Genomic DNA, 22,010 nt, shown 5'->3' with positions numbered 1-22,010 from the left:
GGGGTGACATGGCGGTTCTTGTGACGGGAGGCGCCGGCTACATCGGCAGCCACATGGTTCTGGCACTGCTCGATGCCGGCCATGAGGAGGTCGTCGTCCTGGACGATCTGTCGACGGGCTTCGACTGGGCTGTCCCGGAAGGCGTCAAGCTTGTGGTCGGCGACGTGGCGGACCAAGCGCTCGTCACACAGACGATCCTGCAGCACAGGATCGATGCGCTGGCTCATTTCGCCGCCCGGATCGTGGTGCCGGACTCCGTGTCCGATCCGCTGGGCTACTACCTTGCCAACACCGTGAAGACGCGCTCCCTGATCGAGGCCTCGGTGCGTGCCGGCGTGCGGCATGTGATCTTCTCGCCGACGGCAGCCGTCTACGGTGAACCGGAGGTCGTGCCCGTCCCCGAGGATCTGCCGCTGAAGCCGATCAACCCCTACGGCCGATCGAAGCTCATGAGCGAGTGGATGATCGCCGACGCAGCGGCCGCCCATGGCTTTTCCTACGTGATTTTGCGGTACTTCAACGTGGCCGGCGCTGATCCGGCTGGCCGCTCCGGGCAGTCGACGCCCAATGCCACGCACCTGATCAAGGTCGCCACGCAGGCCGCCCTCGGGCAGCGCGAACGGCTCGACGTGTTCGGGACCGACTACGCGACGCCCGACGGCTCCTGCCTGCGCGACTACATCCAGGTCTCTGATCTTGCCGCAGCCCACAGGGTCGCGCTCGATCACCTGAGAGCCGGCGGCGAGAGCCTGACGCTGAACTGCGGTTACGGCCGCGGCTACTCAGTGCTCGAGGTCATCGATGTGGTGAAGCGGTTGTCCGGCCGCGATTTCGAGGTGCGTCTTTGCCCGCGCCGGCCCGGAGATCCGGCGCAGATCGTCGCCGAGGCGGCGCTGATCCGCGATCGGCTGGGCTGGAAGCCCCGCCACGACGACCTCGACGCGATCGTCGCCCAGGCGCTCGCCTGGGAGCAGCATCTCGGCAAGCGCAATCGGCTCTGACCGGATGCCGTCGCGCAGAACGCTGCTGGCTGCCAGCCTGTACACGGCCGCTGGCCCGATCCGGGCCGCCGCGGCCGCAGGCGACGACGGCGCGTTTCGGGCCTTCATCGAGGCCCTGCGCCCCGACGCCGCTTCACGCGGGGTGTCCGCACAGACGTTCGACGCGGCCTTTCGCGGGATCGCTGCGCCGGACGAGGCGGTCCTGGCACGCATCCGGCGTCAGACCGAATTCGTGCGGCCGGTCTGGGACTATCTCGTCGGCGCCGTGTCGGCGGGGCGGATCAATCGGGGCCGGGCGCGAGCCGCGGCGCTCGCAACGACCCTGAGGCAGATCGAGGGTCGGTACGGTGTGCCGGGCCCGGTGATCCTGGCGTTCTGGGGCATCGAATCCGATTTCGGAGCGAGCGCGGGCAGCATCTCGACGGTCCGGGCCCTGGCGACCCTCGCCCAGGCGCAGCACCGAGGCGACCTGTTCCGGGACGAGCTCCTGGCCGCGCTGACGATCCTGGAGCGCAAGGACATCACCCCCGAGCGCATGAGCGGCAGCTGGGCGGGTGCCATGGGCCAGGTGCAGTTCCTGCCCTCCACCTATCTGGCCCACGCGGTCGATTTCGATGGTGACGGCCGCCGGGACATCTGGACGAGCGACGCGGATTCGCTGGCTTCCATCGCCGCCTATCTCAAGGATCTGGGCTGGGATCCGTCCGTATCCTGGGGCTATGCGGTGCTGCTGCCGGACGGCTTCGACCTGTCCCGCTATACGGGCGACCTGAGCGCGTTTGCGCAAAGAGGCGTCCGACGTGCGGATGGGAAACCGCTGCCGAAGGGCGGTCGCGCCAGCCTGTTCCTGCCGGGCGGGTTGGGTGCGCCGGCCTTCCTGATCACCGACAATTTCGAGGTGATCCGCCGCTACAACACGTCGGATTCCTACGCGTTGGCCGTCGGCCACCTGGCCGACCGTCTGGATGGCGGTCCGCCGCTCACAATGCCGTGGCCGGCGGCGGGAGCGCGACTGGATGGCGCCGGGTTGCGGGCCCTCCAGACCGCGCTCGCGGGGGCCGGGTTCTACGATGGACCGACGGACGGCCGTGCCGGCCCGAAGTTGCGCGAGGCGGTCCGGCGTTATCAGATCAGCGTAGGCCTGCCGGCAGACGGGTACGCCACACCGAACCTTCTCGCGCGGATTCAGGGCGGCACAGAGCGCCGCCCGTAAGGTCGCGCACAGGGTCTTGCCCGGGAGCCGGGCCGATTTCGCGCGAGCCGTTCCGCAATGGCGCCGTTCGGGATAAGGTCGCAGGATGCGCATGAAAGTCGCTGATCGGCGTCCCGCGATACGCCCTGTGCTTCACGGCCTGGAGACCTTGCTGTGCCGGCCTGCCTGTCGCTGCTCGGCAGCGTGCCGGCGCTGGCGCAATGGGGCGACGGCTACCAGCAGCCCGGTGCCGGTGCCACTTACGAGGCACCGCCGAGGCGGCGGTCCCGCGACGCGTATTACCGGGACGATGGGACCTACGGCCGCCAGCCTCGCTACGCGCCTCAGCAGGAGGCGCCGCGACAGTTCTACTGGCCCTGGGAGGACCGGCCCCAGCCCGTCGCCCCTCAGCCCGAGCGAACCTATCGGGCGCCGCGACCCCGGCCGAACTATGCCCCGGTCGAAGCGCAGCGCCCGGCGCCCGCGATCAAGCGGCGCGTGCGTCCGGCCCGGGCGCCGACCCCGCCCAAACCCGCCATCGCCAAGAGCGAGCCGAACGTCCAGATCGCGGTGTTCGGCGATTCGCTGGCCGATCATCTGGCGAAGGGCCTCGATGACGTCTTCGAGGACAATGCCGATGTCGCGGTTCTCGATCGTGCCAAGGGCGACAGCGGGCTTATCCGCAAGGACGTCGTTGATTGGCCCAAGGTCGCGCAGGATTCCCTGCAGGGCAATTCCAAGATCCGTTACGCGCTGGTCATGCTGGGCGCGAACGATCGGCAGCCGATCCGAGACGGCGACGAGACCGTCGATCCGCTCACGGATCGCTGGCGCGCCCTGTACCACGCGCGCGTCGACGCCCTCATCAAGGTCTTCACCGACAAGAAGGTGCCGCTGGTCTGGGTCGGCCTGCCGCCCGTCCAGAGTGAGGCCCTCAGCCGGGATCTCGCCGCGATCAACGACATCATCCGCGATAGCGTGACCAAGGCCGGCGCGACCTACGTCGATATCTGGCCCGGCTTCGTGGATGACCGGGACAGGTACGCCGCCTCGGGCCCGGACCCGGAGGGCCAGATTGCCAAGCTGCGCACGGCGGACGGGGTCCATTTCACGAAGGCCGGCGACCGGAAGCTGGCGCATTTTGCCGATGTCGAGCTGAAGCGGCTGATGGGCACGGCGCCGCAGCCGGCCGACCAGCCGCCGACAGCCACGATCGCGCCGAGCGCGCCGCCCGCGGCTACGGGTCCGAGCCTCGACGGGTCTCCGCAGCTCACCGACACGGCGGCGATCGATCGCCAGATCACCGCGATGCTTCCGAGCCTGCCGGAGCCTCCGGGCGTTCCGGCCCTGCCGGTGAAACCGGCGGCTGGACCGGTGGTCCCGCTCAGCCGGGCCGAGGTCTCACCCGGCGGCGCGCTGCTGAGCGGCCGGCCCCGCGATCCGGATAATCTCGGCACGGTCGAGCGGACGCTCCTGCGCGGGAACGCGCCCATGCCGCAGCCCGGCCGCGCCGACGATTTCCGCTGGCCGCCCGGCTGACGCCGGACGGCTCTTCGGATCGCCCTAGCGCGGCAGGACGCTCGAACCCATCAGCGTCTCGCCGATGGCGCGCGCCGCCTGCCGTCCCTCCCGGATCGCCCAGACCACCAGGGACTGGCCGCGCCGCATGTCGCCGGCTGCCCAGATCTTGGAATCCGACGTCCGGTAATCGTCCTCGTTCGCTTCGACGTTGCCGCGCTTGCTGACACCGATGCCCGACTGCTCGAGGAGCCCCTTCTGCACTGAGCCGGCGAAGCCGATCGCCATGAAGACCAGATCGGCGGGCAGCACGAATTCGGTCCCGGCGATCGGTTGGCGCTTAGCATCGACTCGGGCGCAGACCACGCCGGTCAGCTGCCCCTTCTTGTTGCCTTCGAGGCGGAGCGTCGCGGCCTGGAACTCGCGCTCGGCGCCTTCGGCCTGGCTGGAGGAGGTCCGCATCTTCGTCGGCCAATAGGGCCACACGGTCAGCTTGTCCTCGCGCTCCGGCGGCCGCGGGCGGATGTCGAGCTGTGTCACCGACAGCGCACCCTGCCGGAACGCCGTACCGACACAGTCCGAGGCGGTGTCGCCGCCGCCGATGACGACGACGTTCTTGCCGCTGGCCAGGATCGGCACCTCGCCGTTGCCGCGCATCGGCTCGTTGTTCACCCGCCGGTTCGATTGGACGAGGTACGGCATCGCGTAATGGACGCCCTCCAGCTCCTGTCCGGGAAGCTGCGGGTTGCGGGGATCCTCCGCGCCGCCGCAGAACATCACGGCGTCGAACTCGGCCTTGAGCTCGTCCACCGACTTCGTCACGCCGATGTTCTGGTTGTAGTGGAAGACGACGCCTTCGGCCTCCATCTGGCGCACGCGCCGGTCGATGTGGCGCTTCTCCATCTTGAAGTCCGGGATGCCGTAGCGCAGCAGGCCGCCGGCCTTCGGCTCGCGCTCGAACACGTGGACATCGTGCCCGACCCGGGCGAGCTGCTGGGCGGCCGCCATGCCGGCCGGCCCCGAGCCGACGATCGCGACGCGCTTACCGGTGCGGGTCTGCGCCGGCTCGGGCTTCACCCAGCCCATGTTCCAGGCGCGGTCGGCGATGGCCTGCTCGATCGTCTTGATCGCCACCGGCTGGTTCTCGAGATTCAGCGTGCAGGCCTCCTCGCAGGGCGCGGGGCAGATGCGGCCGGTGAACTCGGGGAAATTGTTGGTCGAATGGAGGTTGCGCGAGGCCTCCTCCCAATCCGACTGGAAGACGAGGTCGTTCCAATCCGGAATCTGGTTGTGGACCGGGCAGCCGGTCGGGCCGTGGCAGAACGGGATGCCGCAATCCATGCAGCGGGCCGCCTGCTTCGTGAGGTCGTGCTCGTCCAGCGGCAGCGTGAACTCGCGGAAGTGCCGAACCCGGTCGGCGGCGAGCTGATACTTCTGCTCCTGCCGGTCGAATTCGAGGAAGCCTGTGATCTTGCCCATTGGTCAGCCCCTGGGCCGGCCAGTCTGTGACTGCGCTGCCCGCATCGTCTCGTCTCGTGTGTGCGGGACCGGGCGGCGCACCGCCCGGCCTCGTGCGCCGGCTACTCCGCGGCCACCGGCATCCGCGCCATCTCCATCTCACGGAGCGCCCGGCGATACTCCACCGGCATCACCTTCACGAACTTGGTGCGGTAGGCCGACCAGTTGTCGAGGATGGTCTTCGCCCGCGGGCTGCCCGTGTACTTGAGGTGATTGGTGATGAGCTGCGTCAGACGCTCCTCGTCGTGGCCCGACATGTCGGCCAGAATGTCGACCCGGCCCTTGGTCTCCAGGTCGCCGTCCTGGTGGAAGCGGCGCATCAGGTCGTCCTCCTCCTCGACGGGCTCCAGATCGACCATTGACAGGTTGCAGCGCGCCGAGAATGAGCCGTCCTCGTCGAGCACGTAGGCGATGCCGCCCGACATGCCAGCCGCGAAGTTGCGGCCGGTCTCGCCGATCGACACGACCACACCGCCGGTCATGTACTCGCAGCCATGGTCGCCCATGCCTTCGACCACCGTGATGGCGCCCGAGTTGCGCACGGCGAAGCGCTCGCCGGCCGCGCCGCGGACATAGCACTCGCCGGCGATGGCCCCGTACAGCACGGTGTTGCCGACCATGATGGTCCGATCCGGCGGCGATTTCAGCGCATCGCTCGGCCGAATGATCAGCTTGCCGCCCGACAGGCCCTTGCCGACATAGTCGTTGCCGTGGCCGGTCAGCTCGATGGTCACGCCCGCCGCGACCCAGGCGCCGAAGCTCTGGCCGGCGGTGCCGGCGAGCTTCACCACGATCGTGTCGTCGGGCAGGCCTTCATGGCCGTGCGCCTTCGCCACCGCACCCGAGAGCATCGCGCCCGCCGCCCGGTCCGAGTTGCGGATCGTGTCGGTGAGGACCACCGGCTCGCCGGTTTCGATGGCGTGCTGGGCCCCGGCGATCAGGCGGCGGTCGAGGACCGTGTCGATCGGGTGGTGCTGCACATCGACGTGGCGGATCGCCGTGCCCTCGGCCACCGTCGGCCGGTGGAACAGCTTGGTGAAGTCGAGCCCGCGCGCCTTCCAGTGGGCGATGGCCTCGACCTTGTCGAGCACGTCGGAGCGGCCGACCGCCTCCTCCAGCTTGGTGAAGCCGAGGGACGCCAGGATCTCCCGCACCTCCTCGGCCACGAAGAAGAAGTAGTTCACCACGTGCTCGGGCGTGCCCTTGAAGCGCTTGCGCAGCACCGGGTCCTGGGTGGCGACGCCCACCGGGCAGGTGTTCAGGTGGCACTTGCGCATCATGATGCAGCCGGCCGCGATCAGCGGGGCGGTCGAGAAGCCCATCTGATCGGCGCCGAGGAGTGCCGCGATGATCACGTCGCGCCCGGTGCGGATGCCGCCGTCCGCCTGGAGGGCGACGCGCCCGCGCAGGTTGTTGAGCACCAGCGTCTGCTGGGTTTCGGCGAGCCCCGTCTCCCACGGACCGCCTGCGTGCTTGAGCGAGGTCAGCGGCGCCGCGCCGGTGCCGCCGTCGAAGCCCGAGATCGTGATGTGGTCGGCCCGAGCCTTGGCGACGCCGGCCGCGACGGTGCCGACGCCGACCTCGGAGACGAGCTTCACCGAGACGTCCGCCGACGGGTTCACGTTCTTCAGGTCGAAGATCAGCTGGGCCAGATCCTCGATCGAGTAGATGTCGTGGTGCGGCGGCGGCGAGATCAGGCCGACGCCCGGTGTGGCGTAGCGGACCTTGGCGATCTTGGCGTCGACCTTGTGGCCGGGCAGCTGGCCGCCCTCGCCGGGCTTGGCACCCTGCGCGACCTTGATCTGCATCATGTCGGAATTGACGAGGTATTCCGTCGTGACGCCGAAGCGGCCGGAGGCGACCTGCTTGATCGAGGACCGGCGCGAGCGCCCGTCCGGCAGCGGCTTGAACCGCTCGACCTCCTCGCCGCCCTCGCCCGAGTTCGAGCGGCCGCCGAACGAGTTCAGCGCGATGGCGAGCGTCTCGTGCGCCTCCTTGGAGATGGAGCCGTACGACATGGCGCCCGTGGCGAAGCGCTTGACGATCTCGGAGGCCGGCTCGACCGACTCGAGCGGAACCGGCGCGCGACCGATCTCGGCGGCGGACTTGAGGCGGAACAGGCCTCGCAGCGTCTTCAGCTGGTGCTCCTGCTGGTTCACCAGCGCGGCGTATTCCCGGTAGCGCTCGGGCACGTTCAGGCGCACCGCATGCTGCAGCGTCGCCACCGTGTCGGGCGTCCAGGTGTGGGTCTCGCCACGCAGCCGGTAGGCATATTCGCCGCCGACATCCAGCGCGTTCCGGTAGACCGGCGCGTCGCCGAAGGCGTCGCGGTGACGGCGAGCCGTCTCCTCGGCGATCTCCGCCATGCCGACGCCCTCGATCGTCGTCGCCGTACCGAAGAAGTCGCGGCCCACGAAGGTCGAGTTGAGGCCGACCGCGTCGAAAATCTGCGCGCCGCAATAGGACTGGTAGGTCGAGATGCCCATCTTGGACATCACCTTCAGCAGGCCCTTATCGATCGCCTTGATGTAGCGATAGATGATCTCGTCGTCGGTGAGGTCCGGCGGGAACTCATCCTTCATCTGGAGGAGCGTCTCGAAGGCGAGATACGGGTTGATCGCCTCGGCGCCGTAGCCGGCCAGGCACGCGAAGTGGTGCACCTCGCGCGGCTCGCCCGACTCGACCACGAGGCCGACCGAGGTCCGCAGACCCTTGCGGATCAGGTAATTGTGCACGGAGGCCGTGGCCAGCAGCGCCGGGATCGGGATCCGGTCCGGCCCGACCGCCCGGTCGGTCAGCACGATGATGTTGTAGCCACCGCGCACCGCCGCCTCGGCACGGTCGCAGAGCCGGTCGAGCGCCCCGTCCATGGCGGCCGCACCGGTCTCGGCCGGGTAGGTCATGTCGAGGGTCTTGGTGTCGAACCGGTCCTCGAAATGGCCGATCGAGCGGATCTTCTCGAGATCCGCGTTGGTGAGGATCGGCTGGCGGACCTCCAGGCGCTTGCGCCGGGACGCGCCCTCCATGTCGAGAAGGTTCGGCCGCGGCCCGATGAACGAGACCAGGCTCATCACGGCCTCCTCGCGAATCGGGTCGATCGGCGGGTTCGTGACCTGCGCGAAGTTCTGCTTGAAGTAGGTGTAGAGCAGCTTCGACTTCTCGGAGAGGGCCGAGAGCGGCGTGTCCGTGCCCATCGAGCCGACTGCCTCTTGGCCGGTGACGGCCATGGGCTGCATCAGCAGCTTGAGGTCTTCCTGCGTGTAGCCGAAGGCCTGCTGGCGATCGAGCAGGCTGACATCGCCGCGCGACTCGCGCGGCTGGACCGGGCGCAGCTCTTCCAGGACGATCTGGGTGTTCTTGACCCAGTCGGCATAGGGGTGCGCGGCGGCGAGTTCGCCCTTGATCTCCTCGTCGGAGACGATGCGGCCCTTCTGAAGGTCGATCAGCAGCATGCGGCCCGGCTGGAGGCGCCAGGACTGCACGATCTTCTCGTCGGGGATCGGCAGGGTCCCCATCTCGGAGGCGAGAACCACGAGACCGTCGTCGGTGACGATGTAGCGGGCCGGCCGCAGACCGTTGCGGTCGAGGGTCGCGCCGATCTGGCGGCCATCGGTGAACGCCACGGCGGCAGGACCGTCCCACGGCTCCATCAGGGCGGCGTGGTACTCGTAGAAGGCGCGCCGCTCCTCGCTCATCAGCGGATTGCCGGCCCAGGCCTCCGGGATGAGCATCATCATCGCGTGGGCGAGCGGGTAGCCGCCCTGCACGAGGAACTCGAGGGCGTTGTCGAAGCAGGCGGTGTCAGACTGCCCCTCGTAGGAGATCGGCCACAGCTTCGAGATGTCGTTGCCGAACAGGTCGGAATCGACGCTCGCCTGGCGGGCCGCCATCCAGTTGACGTTCCCGCGCAGCGTGTTGATCTCGCCGTTATGCGCGACCATCCGGTACGGGTGCGACAGCCGCCAGGTCGGGAAGGTGTTGGTGGCGAAGCGCTGGTGTACGAGGGCAATCGCAGAGACGAAGCGGTCGTCCTTCAGGTCGAGGAAGTAGCCGCCGAGCTGCGTGACCAGCACCATGCCCTTGTAGACGATGGTCCGGGTCGACACGGAGACCGGGTAGAACTCCTTCACCCGCGGGTCGCCGAGGCCGTAGACCTTGTTGGAGATCACCTTGCGGGCGACGTAGACGCGGCGCTCGAACGCGTCCTGGTCGGCAACCGAGGCCGGACGGCCAATGAAGACCTGACGGTGATGCGGCTCGGTCGCCTTCACGGCCTCGCCGAGATCCTCCGGATCGACCGGCACGTCGCGCCAGCCGAGCAGCGGCAGCCCCTCGGCGGCGAGCGCTGATTCGACGATCTCCTGAATGATCGCACGCGGCTCCTCAGCCTTCGGCATGAAGAACTGGCCGATGGCGTAGTCGCCGGCCGGCGGAAGCTCGAAGCCGAGGCGCGAGCACTCCTCGGCGAAGAACCCGTGCGGAATCTGCGTGAGGATGCCGCAACCGTCGCCCATCTTGGGATCGGCGCCGACCGCCCCGCGATGATCGAGGTTCTCGAGGATCTTCAAGCCCTGTTCGACGATGGCGTGCGAGCGCCGGTCGTGCATGTCGGCGATGAAGCCAACGCCGCAGGCATCGCGCTCGTGCGCCGGGTCGTAGGCACCCTGCGCTTTCGGCAGGGCGGGATCGCGCACCGTGAGCGGCATCGCGCCACCGCGCGGAGCCGCAGCCTGGACCGTGGAAGCAGCAAACTCTTCAGCGGGTCTGCGATGTGACATGCTTCGTCTCGTCCTCAACCTCGACACCGTCCGCCGAACCTTTGGCTCACGAGCACGTTTCGTGCCCGTCAGCCGTCGGTGCCCGCCGCTCCGACCTCATGTCGCAGGCCATGCGGCCGGTCCCTCCCGGGACACGTCCGCCACCCTGCGTTCATCGAGGACCCAGACCGCTCGAGGAGCGGTGCGCTGGCGCGCCCGTATCCGTCTGCCGGATTTCTCGCCCGCGCGCGAGACGGCGACGGCCGGGATGCACGGCCGATGGGACAGTTCTGCTGTCCTAAGTCGCGAAATTGCCAGATTGAAATGTTTTCAGCAAGTGACCGCGAGACGCAGCGGACCGATCGCTGCGGAAGGCCGGTCCAGCCCTGCTCTTCCGCCTCCGCAATCTCGCCCGAATCGCACGCTCTACCCGGCTGGCCGAGCACAAGCGGCATGCGGGGCAACGACCTCGCCGGCATGGTCGTGGTCCGGATCAACCGGTCCGGGCCATGCCGGAACCGGGTACTCTGCCGGGTCTCCAAAACGGGAACGCACCAGAGTGACAATCAAGCTCAGAACGGCTTCACGCTTTCGGATCGCCGCAAGGACGGCGGTCTGTGCGGCCCTCCTGTCGGGCGCAGGCGTGCTGGGATTGTGTCAGAGCGCCAACGCCCAATTCGCCTTCGAGGAAGAGGTCCTGCCCCCGCGGGTCGTGGCGTGGCGCCTCGCCGACCGCGGCTTCACGGGTGTGAGCCGCCCGCGCTTCGACGGCCGGGTCTACGTGGTCGATGCGGTCAGTCCGACGGGCGTGCCGGTCCGGCTGTTCGTCGATCCGGGCATGGGGGCGATTGTGGGCCGGCAGCGTCTCGGCGCGCCGGAGACCTATGCGAGGCTCGAGCGTCCGGCCCCCGGATTCGGTTGGACCGAGGAGGATGCCGGCCCCCGGCGCGTGGCGCGGCCACTTTCCCCGGAAGATGACCCAACTCTGCGGCCTCAGCGTCGGCCTGCGGGCGAGGCTATGCGTCCTGAGCCGAATCCCGATGGTGTGAACCCCGACAGCGTCGGCCGGCCGGCGCCGGCGCGGAAGATCGCCCGGGTGAATCCGGTCCGCCCGCCGGAAAAGGCAGCCCGCCGAGTCAGCCCTGAGGCGCCGGCACCGAAGCTCGCGCCCGCCGAAGCGGCGAGGACCGAGTCGGGCCCGGACGCCAAGCCGGAGACCAAGTCGGCGGCCATCGACAAGGCGCCGCCGCCAAACCCCGCACCCACCCCGGCGGCGAAGACCTCCGAGAGCACCCTGGCCGCAACCTCGAAGCCGCCGGCTCAGGACTGGAAGGACCCGCCGGCCGACAAGAAGCCCGTGCGGGTGATCGGGGGCGCCACCGTCGTTCCCGGTACTGCGGAGAAGGACCAGGGCGCGGCACAGTGATCCGCTAGGGCACGAGCAGCCGCTCCGCGCCGGTAAAGACCGTGACCGTGTCGGCGCGGGCGATGGCGCAGAGCGTCAGCCCGTTCGCCCGGGCCCGTTCGAGCGCCAGCGAGGTCGGAGCCGAGATGGCGACGATGACGGCCGCGCCGAGGCGGGCCGCCTTCTCGACCATCTCGAACGAGCAACGGCTGGTGATCACCAGGAAGCCCTGATCGACCTCTGTGCCGGACCGCATCAAGGCGCCGATCAGCTTATCCAGAGCGTTGTGCCGGCCAACATCTTCACGGACAGCTGCCAAAGAGCCGTCGAGCCGTGCCCAGGCGGCCGCGTGGACCGCCCGTGTCTCAGCGCCGAGAAGCTGGGCCGCGTCGAGATTCGAGAGCGCGGCGGCAATCGCCGGCAGCGTGACCCGAACGGCCGGGGCATTCCGCAGCTGTGCCTGCGGGAGCTGCGCCAGATCCTCGATCCCGCAGACACCGCAGCCGGTGCGGCCGCTGATCGCGCGTTTGCGCGCGGTGTTCGCGGAGACGTCCAGGCGCGAGTTCGACATGGAGACGCAGCCCATCCTCGCCGACCTCGACGCGCGTGGACCGGATCTCCGACGCGCTCTCGGCGATGCCCTCCGTCAGGCTGAAGCCGTAGGCGAAATCCTCGAGGTCGGCGGGTGTCGCCATCATGACGGCGTGCGGGACGCTGCCGTAGACCAGGTTGACCGCCGACTCGACCGCAAGGGCCCGCGTATCGGAGCGCGGCGGCGCGCCCGTATAGGCCAGGACCTGCATCGGAACGCGCACCGACGCGGAGGGCAGTTCAGTGGGCAGGCTCTCGGCAACCGTCGACATTCAGAACTCCGATGGCGGACGTGAACCGTATTCATCGGCCGCTCCGCGATGCAACGGCCCGGGTACGAATTGCACAAACGGCCGGTGCGACCGCGCCACGCACGGTCTTGAAGTGCTTGGAAAGCGCGCGATGCGACGCTTGTGCGGTTGCACCGCGTCGGCCCTTGTGGTCTGAAGCGCCGGTCGGATAATGCCGGGTGACACAACCGGTACTCCGTCACGTCGGTACAATCCCGCACGCAATCAAGACGGGAAGGTCCGGCGTCAGCCAGATTGTCAGGGGAGCCACGAGAGGCAGATGCGGACGGTGCGGACGATCAACCGGTCACTCTGGAGCCTCGCCGCCTTCGGCGCCCTGCTCTCCCCGATATCGCTTGCTCACGCCGCGGGCTTCGGTCAGCCCGTGCCGTGGGAAATGAGCCGTCAGGTTCAGGTGACCGAGAACGGTCGCGACATCCTCAGCTTCGAGATCGGCCTGCACTGGCTGTCGCTCGGCATCTCAGTGTTCGTGCTGGGCCTGATCCTGTGGTGCATCTTCCGCTTCGGCGAGAAGCGGAACCCGACGCCGTCGCGCACCACCCACAACACCGCCATCGAGGTCGCCTGGACCATCGTTCCGGTGCTGATCTTGGTCGCGGTGGCGATCCCGTCCTTCCGCCTGCTGCGCACGCAGCTCTCGGATCCGAAGGCCGACATGATCGTCAAGGTCATCGGCCACGCGTGGTACTGGTCCTACGAGTACCCGCAGACCGAGGCCGGCGGCGGCTTCACCTTTGACGCCAACCTCGGCGAGGACAAGCAGCCCCGCCTGCTGCAGACCGACAACGAGATGGTCGTCCCGGTCGGCAAGATCGTGAAGATCCAGGTCACCGCCGCCGACGTGCTGCATTCCTGGGCGATGCCGGCCTTCGGCTTCAAGATCGACGCCGTGCCCGGCCGCCTCAACCAGATGTGGTTCAAGGCCGACAAGGAAGGCACCTTCCACGGCCAGTGCTCCGAGCTGTGTGGCCAGCGCCACGCCTACATGCCGATCGTGGTCCGCGTGGTCAGCGAGCAGGCCTACGCCGACTGGCTGAAGGAGGCGAAGACCAAGTACGCCCGCATCGACAACGGCACGAGCTTCGCCGAGGCGCGCTGAGCCCCGGCTGACCGGACCGAACCGAACCCATCAGATCCACAAGGCACCCGAATCCATGGCTACAGCCGCAGCCCATGCAGAGGCCCACGAGGTCCACGACCATAAGCCGTCGTTCTTCGCCCGCTGGTTCCTGTCGGCGAACCACAAGGACATCGGCACCCTCTACCTGCTCTTCGCCTTCTGCGCCGGCATGATCGGCGCCTTCCTCTCCTTCGGCATCCGGATGGAGATGGAGCAGCCCGGCCTGCAGTACTTCTCGAATCCCGCGACCTACAACGTGTTCGTCACGGGCCACGGCCTCATCATGGTGTTCTTCATGGTGATGCCGGCGCTGATCGGCGGCTTCGGCAACTGGTTCGTGCCCCTCATGATCGGCGCGCCCGACATGGCGTTCCCGCGCATGAACAACATCTCGTTCTGGCTGACGGTGGCGGGCTTCTGCTCCCTGCTCTGCTCGCTGTTCGTCGAGGGCGCGCCCGGCGCGTCCGGCGCCGGCACCGGCTGGACCGTCTACCCGCCGCTCTCGACCGCCGGCCATCCCGGCCCGGCCGTCGACTTCGCGATCTTCGCCCTGCACCTCTCGGGCGCGGGCTCGATCCTCGGCGCGATCAACTTCATCACCACGATCCTGAACATGCGCGCCCCGGGCATGACGCTGCACAAGATGCCGCTCTTCGCCTGGGCCGAGCTGGTCACTGCCTTCCTGCTGCTGCTGTCGCTGCCGGTGCTCGCGGGCGCCATCACGATGCTGCTCACCGACCGCAACTTCGGCACGACCTTCTTCGACCCGGCCGGCGGCGGTGACCCGATCCTGTACCAGCACCTGTTCTGGTTCTTCGGTCACCCCGAAGTGTACATCATGATCCTGCCGGCCTTCGGCATCGTCTCGCACATCATCGCCACGTTCTCGCGGAAGCCCGTGTTCGGCTACCTCGCGATGGCCTACGCCATGGTGGCGATCGGCGTCGTCGGCTTCGTCGTGTGGGCCCACCACATGTACACGGTCGGCCTGTCGCTCCAGACGCAGTCCTACTTCGTGTTCGCCACGATGGTGATCGCAGTGCCGACCGGCGTGAAGATCTTCTCGTGGATCGCCACCATGTGGGGCGGCTCCATCCGCTTCACCGCCGCGATGCACTGGGCGGTCGGCTTCATCTTCCTGTTCACCGTCGGCGGCGTGACCGGCGTCGTGCTGGCCAACTCGGCCGTCGATAAGTACCTGCACGACACCTACTACGTGGTCGCCCACTTCCACTACGTCCTGTCGCTGGGCGCTGTGTTCATCATCTTCGCCGGTGTCTACTACTGGTTCCCGAAGATGACCGGCCACATCATCCCGGAATGGGCCGGCAAGCTGCACTTCTGGCTGGCCTTCATCGGCGCGAACGTCCTGTTCTTCCCGATGCATTTCCTCGGGCTCGCCGGCATGCCGCGTCGTTACGCCGACTATCCGGACGCCTTCGCCCAGTGGCACAAGGTCTCGACCTACGGCGGCCACATCTTCGGCCTCAGCATGTTTGTCTTCGTGATCGGCGTGGTCCTCGCCTTCCGCTCGAAGGAGCGGGCTGCGGACAACCCGTGGGGCGAAGGTGCGACGACCCTGGAGTGGACGCTCCCCTCGCCGCCCCCGTTCCACCAGTTCGAGACGCTGCCCCGCATCGTCGACGAGCCGGGCGCACACTGATAAACCCTCCGCGAGGGCCGCATCGGCGGCCCTCGCCCTTCCCCGGAGGCCGGATCCCGACCTCCCGGCAAGGGCGACCGATAAGGGCGATACGCCCGGGCCGCGCTCAACGCGCGCCCACCCTTGTAACAAGTCGATTTCGAGAGACGACTCGGCCGTGACGCGCGCGGCCGGGCGCCGGCACAGCAGCGGCAGACGCGATGACAAGCCTCACGAACAGCATCGGACCGGACGTCCCGGCCCCCGCCCTCTCGGCGGCCGGCGGCGACGTTCCGGACTATTTCGCCCTGCTGAAGCCGCGGGTGATGGTGCTGGTGATCTTCACCGCGCTCGTGGGCATGGTCGTCTCGCAGGGCCACGTGCAGCCGGCAATCGGCGCGATCTCGCTGCTCGCCATCGCGATCGGTGCCGGTGCGTCGGGCTGCCTCAACATGTGGTGGGACGCCGACATCGACGCCGTCATGAGCCGCACCGCCACTCGGCCGATTCCATCGGGCCGGATCACGCCGGAGGAGGCCCTCGGCTTCGGGCTGTTCCTCTCGGTGGCCTCCGTGCTGGTGCTCGGCCTCACGGCGAACTGGCTGTCCGCGGGGCTGCTGGCCTTCACCATCGTGTTCTACGCGGTGGTGTACTCGATGTGGCTGAAGCGGGCGACGGCGCAGAACATCGTCATCGGCGGCGCTGCCGGCGCCCTGCCGCCCGTGATCGGCCAGGCGGTCGTCACCGGCTCGGTCGGCATCGAGTCGCTGATCCTGTTCGCGATCATCTTCATCTGGACGCCGCCGCATTTCTGGGCGCTGGCGCTGATCAAGGCCGACGAGTACGCCCGCGCCGGCATCCCGATGATGCCGAACGTCGCCGGTCCGGCCTCCACGCGCCGCCAGATCGTGTGGTACTCGCTGTTCCTGGCGCCGCTCGGGCTCGCGCCGGTCGCGCTCGGCTTTGGCGGCCTGCTCTACGCGGTAATCGGTGTGGTTGGCGGCCTCGGCATGGTCGCCTTCAGCATCCGCGTGCTTCGGAACCGCGAGGGCGAAGCCGAGAAGCGCGCCGCCATGGGCATGTTCGGCTTCTCGATCCTCTACCTGTTCGCGCTGTTCTCGGCGCTGCTGGCCGAGCAGAGCTTCGGCCTGTTCCGCCCGGTCCTGGGCTGATCGCCATGCCCGAGCCCGACGTCCAGTATCGCCCGCTGACCCCCGCCGAAGAGGCACGCCGCCGGAAGCGCTCGGTGGCGATCGCCCTGGCGCTCGGCGCCTGGGTCTTGCTGTTCTTCGTGCTGACGATCGTCAAGCTCGGGCCGCAGATCCTCAGCCGGCCGCTCTGAAGAGGTCGCGATGACCGCAAACCGTCCCGATCCCGCCCGCGGCGCAACACGGACCGCGTTCGCTTGCGCCGGGCTCGCGGTCGGCATGATCGGCCTCGCCTTCGCGTCGGTGCCGCTCTACGACGCCTTCTGCAAGGCCACAGGCTATGACGGCACGCCGCGCCAGGGACCGGCGCTCGCGGCATCGGCGGCGCGCACCGACGACAGCATGGTCGTGCATTTCGACACGAACGTCGCGCCGGGGCTGCCCTGGAAGTTCGCGCCCGAGGCGAACAGCATCGACGCGAAGCTCGGCGAGACCAAGACCGTCTTCTTCCGGGTGCAGAACACCGGCAGCAAGCCGTCCACCGGCGTGGCCACGTTCAACGTCCAGCCCGGTCTAATGGGCGGCTACTTCGTCAAGATCGCCTGCTTCTGCTTCAACGAGCAGACGCTGCAGCCGGGCGAGACTCTGGACGTGCCCGTGGTCTTCTATGTCGATCCGGCGGTCCGCGACGATTCCAACACCGCGCATCTCTCGGAGATGACGCTGTCCTACACCTACTTCGCCTCGAAGAACGGTCAGCCGGTGACGGCCGCCGTGGCGAATTCCGGTTCTTCGGGCACGAAGCGGGATTTCTGATCGCGGACCCGTGACAAGACGGGCCCGCACCGACTACACGTGCGGACAAGCTTGGGTGTGGTCCGTGCCGCGCCCGGCCAACAAGTCTGCCAAGAGCAAGCGACAGGCCGGAAGCCGGGAACGGCGCAGGGCGCGAGGGTGAGGAGCGACGGGACGATGGCCGAGGCGCACGCCAAGAATCATGACTTTCACATCCTGAATCCGAGTCCGTGGCCGCTGATCGGCGCCTTCTCGGGCTTCCTGATGGCGTTCGGCGCCGTCTTCTGGATGAAGAGCCTGCAGATCGGCACCCTGACCCCGGGCCCGTACATTTTCGGCGCCGGGACGATCGGCGTCCTCTACACCATGTTCTCGTGGTGGAAGGACGTGGCGCACGAGGCCAATTCCGGCGATCACACCCGCGTCGTCCAGCTGCATCACCGCTACGGCATGATGATGTTCATCGCCTCCGAGGTGATGTTCTTCGTCGCGTGGTTCTGGGCCTATTTCGAGGCCGCGCTCTACACCGCCGACCCGATCCAGGTCTCCCGCGTGGAGTTCACCGGCGGCGTCTGGCCGCCGAAGGGCATCGAGGCGTTCGATCCGTGGCATCTGCCGCTTCTCAACACGCTGATCCTGCTCACGTCCGGCACGACCGTCACCTGGGCGCACCACGCCCTGCTCCACGGCGACCGGAAGGGGCTGAAGTACGGCCTGTGGCTGACCATCATCCTCGGCGTGCTGTTCACGGCCTGCCAGGCCTACGAGTACAGCCACGCCGAGTTCGGCTTCTCGGGCAGCATCTACTCGTCGACCTTCTTCATGGCGACGGGCTTCCACGGTGCCCACGTCATCATCGGCACCATCTTCCTGGCCGTCTGCCTGTTCCGCGCCTATGCGGGCCAGTTCACCCCGCGGCAGCACCTCGGCTTCGAGTTCGCCGCTTGGTACTGGCACTTCGTCGATGTCGTGTGGCTGTTCCTGTTCGCCGCCATCTACGTGTGGGGCTCGGGCGTCTTCCACGGCGGCGGCGCCCACTGAGGCGATCCATCCCGCCGCTGCATGGCGGCTTTGCGAAGGGCGGCTCCGGCCGCCCTTTTCGTATCCGGCCGCCGCGAATCCCCATATCGCGGTGGAGGGCCCGGACGCCGCGTGATCGCGGTATCCCCGGCCTGGTCTGGAGTGTGCACGTGGATCAACGACATTATGCGGCGCTGCCCCCGATCCCGACGGGCTTGCGGGGCCGCTGCCCACGCTGCGGCGAGGGCCACCTGTTCAAGGGCTACCTGACCCTGCGCCCGTCCTGCGAGGCGTGCGGGCTCGATTTTGCGAGCTTCGATTCGGCGGACGGTCCGGCCTTCTTCGTGATGTCGATCGTCGGCCTGATCGTGGTCGGTCTCGCCCTCTGGATGGAGATCACCTACGAGCCGCCGATCTGGGTCCACGCGCTCGTGGCTGGCACGCTCTCGATCGGCCTCAGCCTGATCCTGGTCCGGCCGCTCAAGGGCATGCTGATCGCGCTCCAGTACAGCAACAAGGCCGAAGAGGGACGCTTCGAGCGGTGACCGGATCGCGTTGCGCTGCGTGGCGGGACCTCGTCGCGCCGGGGCTAGCCTCCCTGATCGCCCTGGCGATCCTCCTGGGCCTCGGAACCTGGCAGCTCCAGCGCAAGGCCTGGAAGGAGGATCTGATCGCCCGGATCCTGCAGCAGAGCCGCGCCGAGCCAGTCGCGCCGCCGGCACCGGATACGTGGAACGAGGCTCGTGACGAATTCCGTCACGTCCGCGTCTCGGGCCACTTCCTCAACGATCGCGAGACGCTGGTCCACGGCCTCGCCGCGGGAGAGACCCCGGGCCGGGCCTTGCAGGGCTATTACGTGCTCACGCCGTTCGCGCGCGTCGAGGGCGGTACCGTTCTGGTGAACCGCGGCTTCGTGCCGACGGAGCTGAAGGCGAAGGCTGACCGGCGCGACGGGCTGGTGGAGGGGCCGGCGGTCGTCACCGGGATCCTCCGCGCCAGCGAGGCGCGCGGGATGTTCGTACCGGAGCCGGACCCGGCGCGCGGCGAGTGGTTCAACCGCGACGTCCGTGGCATCGCGGCCGCCCGGGGCCTGACCGACGTGGCGCCCTACCTGATCGAGGCCGATGCGGTCCCCGGCCAGACCACGTGGCCGCGCGGCGGCCAGCTGCGGGTCGATCTGCCCAACAACCACTTGCAATACGCGTTCACGTGGTTCGGCCTTGCGGCCTGCCTGGTGGCGGTCTTCTCGGTCTTCGCGTGGCGGCGTTTGCACGATGCCGACGCGTCGCGGACCGCATAGAACAAAGCCGCGTCGGGTGCCGCTCCCGAAAGAAAAGTGTCGTCCATTGGCGCGCCAAAAAAGCAGCGCATTCCTTTGACCTGAGACGATCGCGACGGAATACTTTCCGTGTTCTTGAGCGATCGACCGCCTTCTGCATCGTGTATTCAGTTTGCGGCGATCATCCGAAGAGAACACGACGCGCTGACGTCGTGCAATCAGAGGTTACGCCGGATGACCAGCCATTTCGTCGACCAGGCGCCGCGGGAGCCGATCCGCTTCGCCTATTGGGTGCCCAACGTGTCGGGCGGCCTCGTGATCAGCAAGATCCCGCAGCGGACCAGCTGGGACGGCGCGTACAACCGCCGCCTCGCGCAGATCGCCGAGGAGGCCGGGTTCGATTACGGCCTGACCCAGATCCGCTTCACGGCCGGCTACTGCGCGGAGTACCAGCACGAGTCGGTGGCCTTCAGCCATGCCCTCCTGGCCGCCACGTCGAAGCTCAAGGTGATCGCCGCGATCCTGCCGGGGCCCTGGAACCCGACGCTCGCCGCCAAGCAGATCGCCACGATCTCGCAGCTCAGCGGGGGCCGGATCGCGGTCAACATCGTCTCGGGCTGGTTCTCGGGCGAGTTCCGGGCGATCGGCGAGCCATGGCTCGACCATGACGAGCGCTACCGCCGCTCCGAGGAGTTCATCCGCAGCCTGCGCGGGATCTGGACCCAGGACAGCTTCACCTTCCGCGGCGACTTCTACCGCTACAGTGACTACACGCTGAAGCCGAAGCCCCTGGAGCCGCTGCCCGAGATCTTTCAGGGCGGCTCGTCGCGGGCGGCGCGCGACATGGCCGCCCGGGTGTCCGATTGGTATTTCACCAACGGCAACACGCCGGAGAACATCCGCGCCCAGGTGGACGACATCCGCGCCAAGGCCGCCGAAACCGGCAACCATCCGCGGGTCGGCGTGAACGCCTTCGTGATCGCGCGCGATACCGAGGAAGAGGCCCGGGCGGTCCTGCAGGAGATCATCGATCACGCCGATCCGGATGCCGTGAAGGCCTTCGGCCACGAGGTGAAGAATGCCGGCAAGGCCTCACCGGAGGGCGAGGGCAATTGGGCGAAATCCAGCTTCGAGGATCTCGTCCAGTACAACGATGGCTTCAAGACCAACCTGATCGGGACGCCCGACCAGATCGCCGAGCGGATCCTGGCCCTCAAGGATGCCGGGGCCGACCTCGCGCTGCTCGCCTTCCTGCACTTCCAGGAGGACGTGGCGTATTTCGGCCAGCACGTCATTCCGCGGGTCCGCGCCCTCGAATCCGCGCGCGAGAAGCGCGCCGAGGCGGCCTGACCGGTCCGCATCGAAGCCACCTGTCTGTCGGAGTGAGCCATGAACATTGCTGTCGATGCGCGCACGCTCGAACCGCAGCGCCCGGGGGCACCTGGTCCTGCGCGTCCGCCCTCCCCCGCCCACGTGATTCGTGACGATGCCGAGGCGCTGGCCGTCGCCCGACGCCTCGCCGGCGCGTTTCGAGCCGGCGCCTCCGAGCGCGACCGGGATGCGATCCGGCCGCTCGCCGAGCTCGATGCCTTCTCCCAGAGCGGCCTGTGGTCGATCAACGTGCCGCGCGCCTATGGCGGTCCGGAGGTCTCCTACCGGACGCTCGCGGCTGTGATCGCCATCATCGCGGCGGCCGATCCGGCGATCGCGCAGATCGCCCAGAACCATCTGGGCATCGTGGCGGCGATCAGGACCGTCTCGGACGAGGCGCAGAAGCGGCTCCTGTTCGGGGCGGTCCTGCGCGGCACCCGCTTCGGAAACGCCTTCTCGGAGCGGGGCACCAAGCGGGCGGCCGATTTCGAAACCCGCTTCACCGACCACGGCGACTATGTCGTGGTGCGCGGCCAAAAATTCTACGCCACCGGGGCGCTCCTCGCGCATCTCGTGCCGATCGTCGCCCTCGATGACCAGGGGCGTGCCTGGTACGCCATCGCCGAACGGGACGCGCCGGGGCTTACGGTCATTGACGACTGGTCGAGCTTCGGCCAGCGCGGCACGGCAAGCGGCACGGTGCTGATCGAGGATGTGCGTGTGCCCAAGACCCATCTGGTCCCGGCGTGGAAGGGGTACGAGGCGCCCAAGGCCGATGGTGCCGTGTTTCAGATCATCCAGGCGGCGGTCGATGCCGGGATCGGCCGCGAGGCCCTGGACGACACCGTCCGGTTCGTCCGCGAGAAGGCGCGGCCCTGGATCGACAGCGGGCTGGAGCGCGCCTCCGACGATCCTTACACGATTCAGGCGATCGGCGACCTGACCATCCGCCAGCACGCCGCGGAGGCGCTCCTCGACCGCGCCGGTCTCGCCCTGGATGCGGCGGTGGCTCAGCCGAGCGCGGAGAGCGTCGCGGCGGCGCAGCTCGCCGCGGCCGAGGCGAAGGTGCTGACCACCGAGGTCGCGCTGGCCGCCGCCAACAAGCTGTTCGAGCTGTCCGGCACCCGCTCGACGCTGGCCGCCGAGAATCTCGACCGGCACTGGCGCAACGCCCGCACGCACACGCTGCACGATCCGGTGCGGTGGAAATACGCGATCATCGGCAACCACGCCCTGAACGGCGTGAACCCGCCGCTCCACGCCTGGAGCTGAGGGAGGACGGTCGCGCGGCCACGATGCTCACCAGAGACCGGGATGACGACGCGGCGCGACGGGCGCCGCG

16 protein-coding genes and 1 pseudogene are annotated in these 22,010 nt (G+C 68.4%); 14 read left to right on the top strand and 3 right to left on the bottom strand.

Translation table 11 applies throughout. The features are described from left to right. Positions 1-8 precede the first annotated feature (8 nt). From galE to M6G65_RS00180, 3 genes are all read left to right on the top strand, one after another. Positions 9-1,001: a UDP-glucose 4-epimerase GalE gene (gene galE, locus M6G65_RS00190; protein WP_250103419.1), complete on the top strand. Its 993-nt coding sequence runs from the start codon at positions 9-11 to the stop codon at positions 999-1,001. Between the two features lie 4 nt (positions 1,002-1,005). Continuing rightward, entirely contained in the window at positions 1,006-2,214 is a 1,209-nt protein-coding gene (locus tag M6G65_RS00185; protein ID WP_250103418.1) for a lytic murein transglycosylase, read from the top strand. Between the two features lie 153 nt (positions 2,215-2,367). After that, positions 2,368-3,732 (top strand): SGNH/GDSL hydrolase family protein, encoded by a 1,365-nt coding sequence (locus M6G65_RS00180; RefSeq protein ID WP_250103417.1) that lies wholly within the window; start codon positions 2,368-2,370, stop codon positions 3,730-3,732. A 24-nt stretch (positions 3,733-3,756) separates the two neighbouring features. Here M6G65_RS00180 and M6G65_RS00175 read toward each other — a convergent pair whose 3' ends face one another. Further along, positions 3,757-5,190, bottom strand: a complete 1,434-nt coding sequence (locus tag M6G65_RS00175; protein ID WP_250103416.1) for a glutamate synthase subunit beta — start codon at positions 5,188-5,190, stop codon at positions 3,757-3,759. A gap of 101 nt (positions 5,191-5,291) precedes the next feature. Next, complete coding sequence (gene gltB / locus M6G65_RS00170) at positions 5,292-10,007, bottom strand: glutamate synthase large subunit (RefSeq protein WP_347710471.1); 4,716 nt, start codon at positions 10,005-10,007, stop codon at positions 5,292-5,294. 622 nt (positions 10,008-10,629) lie between these two features. On the opposite strand from gltB, the gene M6G65_RS00165 reads away from it, so the two are divergent. After that, positions 10,630-11,412, top strand: coding sequence for a hypothetical protein (locus tag M6G65_RS00165; protein WP_238194470.1), 783 nt, complete (start codon positions 10,630-10,632; stop codon positions 11,410-11,412). A 4-nt stretch (positions 11,413-11,416) separates the two neighbouring features. On the opposite strand, the pseudogene fdhD reads toward M6G65_RS00165, so the two are convergent. Then, positions 11,417-12,254, bottom strand: a pseudogene (gene fdhD / locus M6G65_RS00160) (formate dehydrogenase accessory sulfurtransferase FdhD). Between the two features lie 298 nt (positions 12,255-12,552). Here fdhD and coxB point away from each other — a divergent pair. From coxB to M6G65_RS00110, 10 genes are all read left to right on the top strand, one after another. Next, positions 12,553-13,392 carry a cytochrome c oxidase subunit II gene (coxB, locus tag M6G65_RS00155; protein WP_250103414.1) on the top strand — a complete coding sequence of 280 codons (840 nt, stop codon included), beginning with the start codon at positions 12,553-12,555 and terminating at the stop codon, positions 13,390-13,392. Between the two features lie 55 nt (positions 13,393-13,447). Next, on the top strand, positions 13,448-15,076 hold the full coding sequence (ctaD, locus tag M6G65_RS00150) for a cytochrome c oxidase subunit I (protein WP_250103413.1): 1,629 nt from the start codon (positions 13,448-13,450) through the stop codon (positions 15,074-15,076). A gap of 200 nt (positions 15,077-15,276) precedes the next feature. Then, complete coding sequence (locus M6G65_RS00145) at positions 15,277-16,227, top strand: heme o synthase (protein ID WP_238194467.1); 951 nt, start codon at positions 15,277-15,279, stop codon at positions 16,225-16,227. A 5-nt stretch (positions 16,228-16,232) separates the two neighbouring features. Further along, positions 16,233-16,397, top strand: a complete 165-nt coding sequence (locus M6G65_RS00140; RefSeq protein ID WP_192706855.1) for a hypothetical protein — start codon at positions 16,233-16,235, stop codon at positions 16,395-16,397. 10 nt (positions 16,398-16,407) lie between these two features. Further along, on the top strand, positions 16,408-17,019 hold the full coding sequence (locus M6G65_RS00135) for a cytochrome c oxidase assembly protein (protein ID WP_238194466.1): 612 nt from the start codon (positions 16,408-16,410) through the stop codon (positions 17,017-17,019). Positions 17,020-17,175: 156 nt separating this feature from the next. Further along, the gene (locus M6G65_RS00130; RefSeq protein ID WP_192706853.1) at positions 17,176-18,039 is read left to right on the top strand and encodes a cytochrome c oxidase subunit 3; all 864 of its coding nucleotides are present in this window, start codon (positions 17,176-17,178) and stop codon (positions 18,037-18,039) included. Between the two features lie 149 nt (positions 18,040-18,188). Then, positions 18,189-18,563, top strand: a complete 375-nt coding sequence (locus tag M6G65_RS00125) for a DUF983 domain-containing protein (RefSeq protein WP_238194465.1) — start codon at positions 18,189-18,191, stop codon at positions 18,561-18,563. Then, entirely contained in the window at positions 18,560-19,318 is a 759-nt protein-coding gene (locus M6G65_RS00120; protein ID WP_238194464.1) for an SURF1 family protein, read from the top strand. Before M6G65_RS00125 ends, M6G65_RS00120 begins: the two co-directional genes overlap by 4 nt. 213 nt (positions 19,319-19,531) lie before the next feature. Further along, positions 19,532-20,647, top strand: coding sequence for a dimethylsulfone monooxygenase SfnG (gene sfnG / locus M6G65_RS00115; RefSeq protein ID WP_238194463.1), 1,116 nt, complete (start codon positions 19,532-19,534; stop codon positions 20,645-20,647). A gap of 39 nt (positions 20,648-20,686) precedes the next feature. Beyond that, positions 20,687-21,940 carry an SfnB family sulfur acquisition oxidoreductase gene (locus M6G65_RS00110; protein WP_238194462.1) on the top strand — a complete coding sequence of 418 codons (1,254 nt, stop codon included), beginning with the start codon at positions 20,687-20,689 and terminating at the stop codon, positions 21,938-21,940. The last annotated feature ends 70 nt before the right edge of the window (positions 21,941-22,010 follow it).

The sequence above is a fragment of the Methylobacterium tardum genome (assembly GCF_023546765.1).
In the GTDB taxonomy this organism is placed as follows: domain Bacteria; phylum Pseudomonadota; class Alphaproteobacteria; order Rhizobiales; family Beijerinckiaceae; genus Methylobacterium; species Methylobacterium tardum.
Note: the sequence above shows the minus strand (reverse complement) of the source record. Positions and strands in the feature narration are given on the sequence as shown.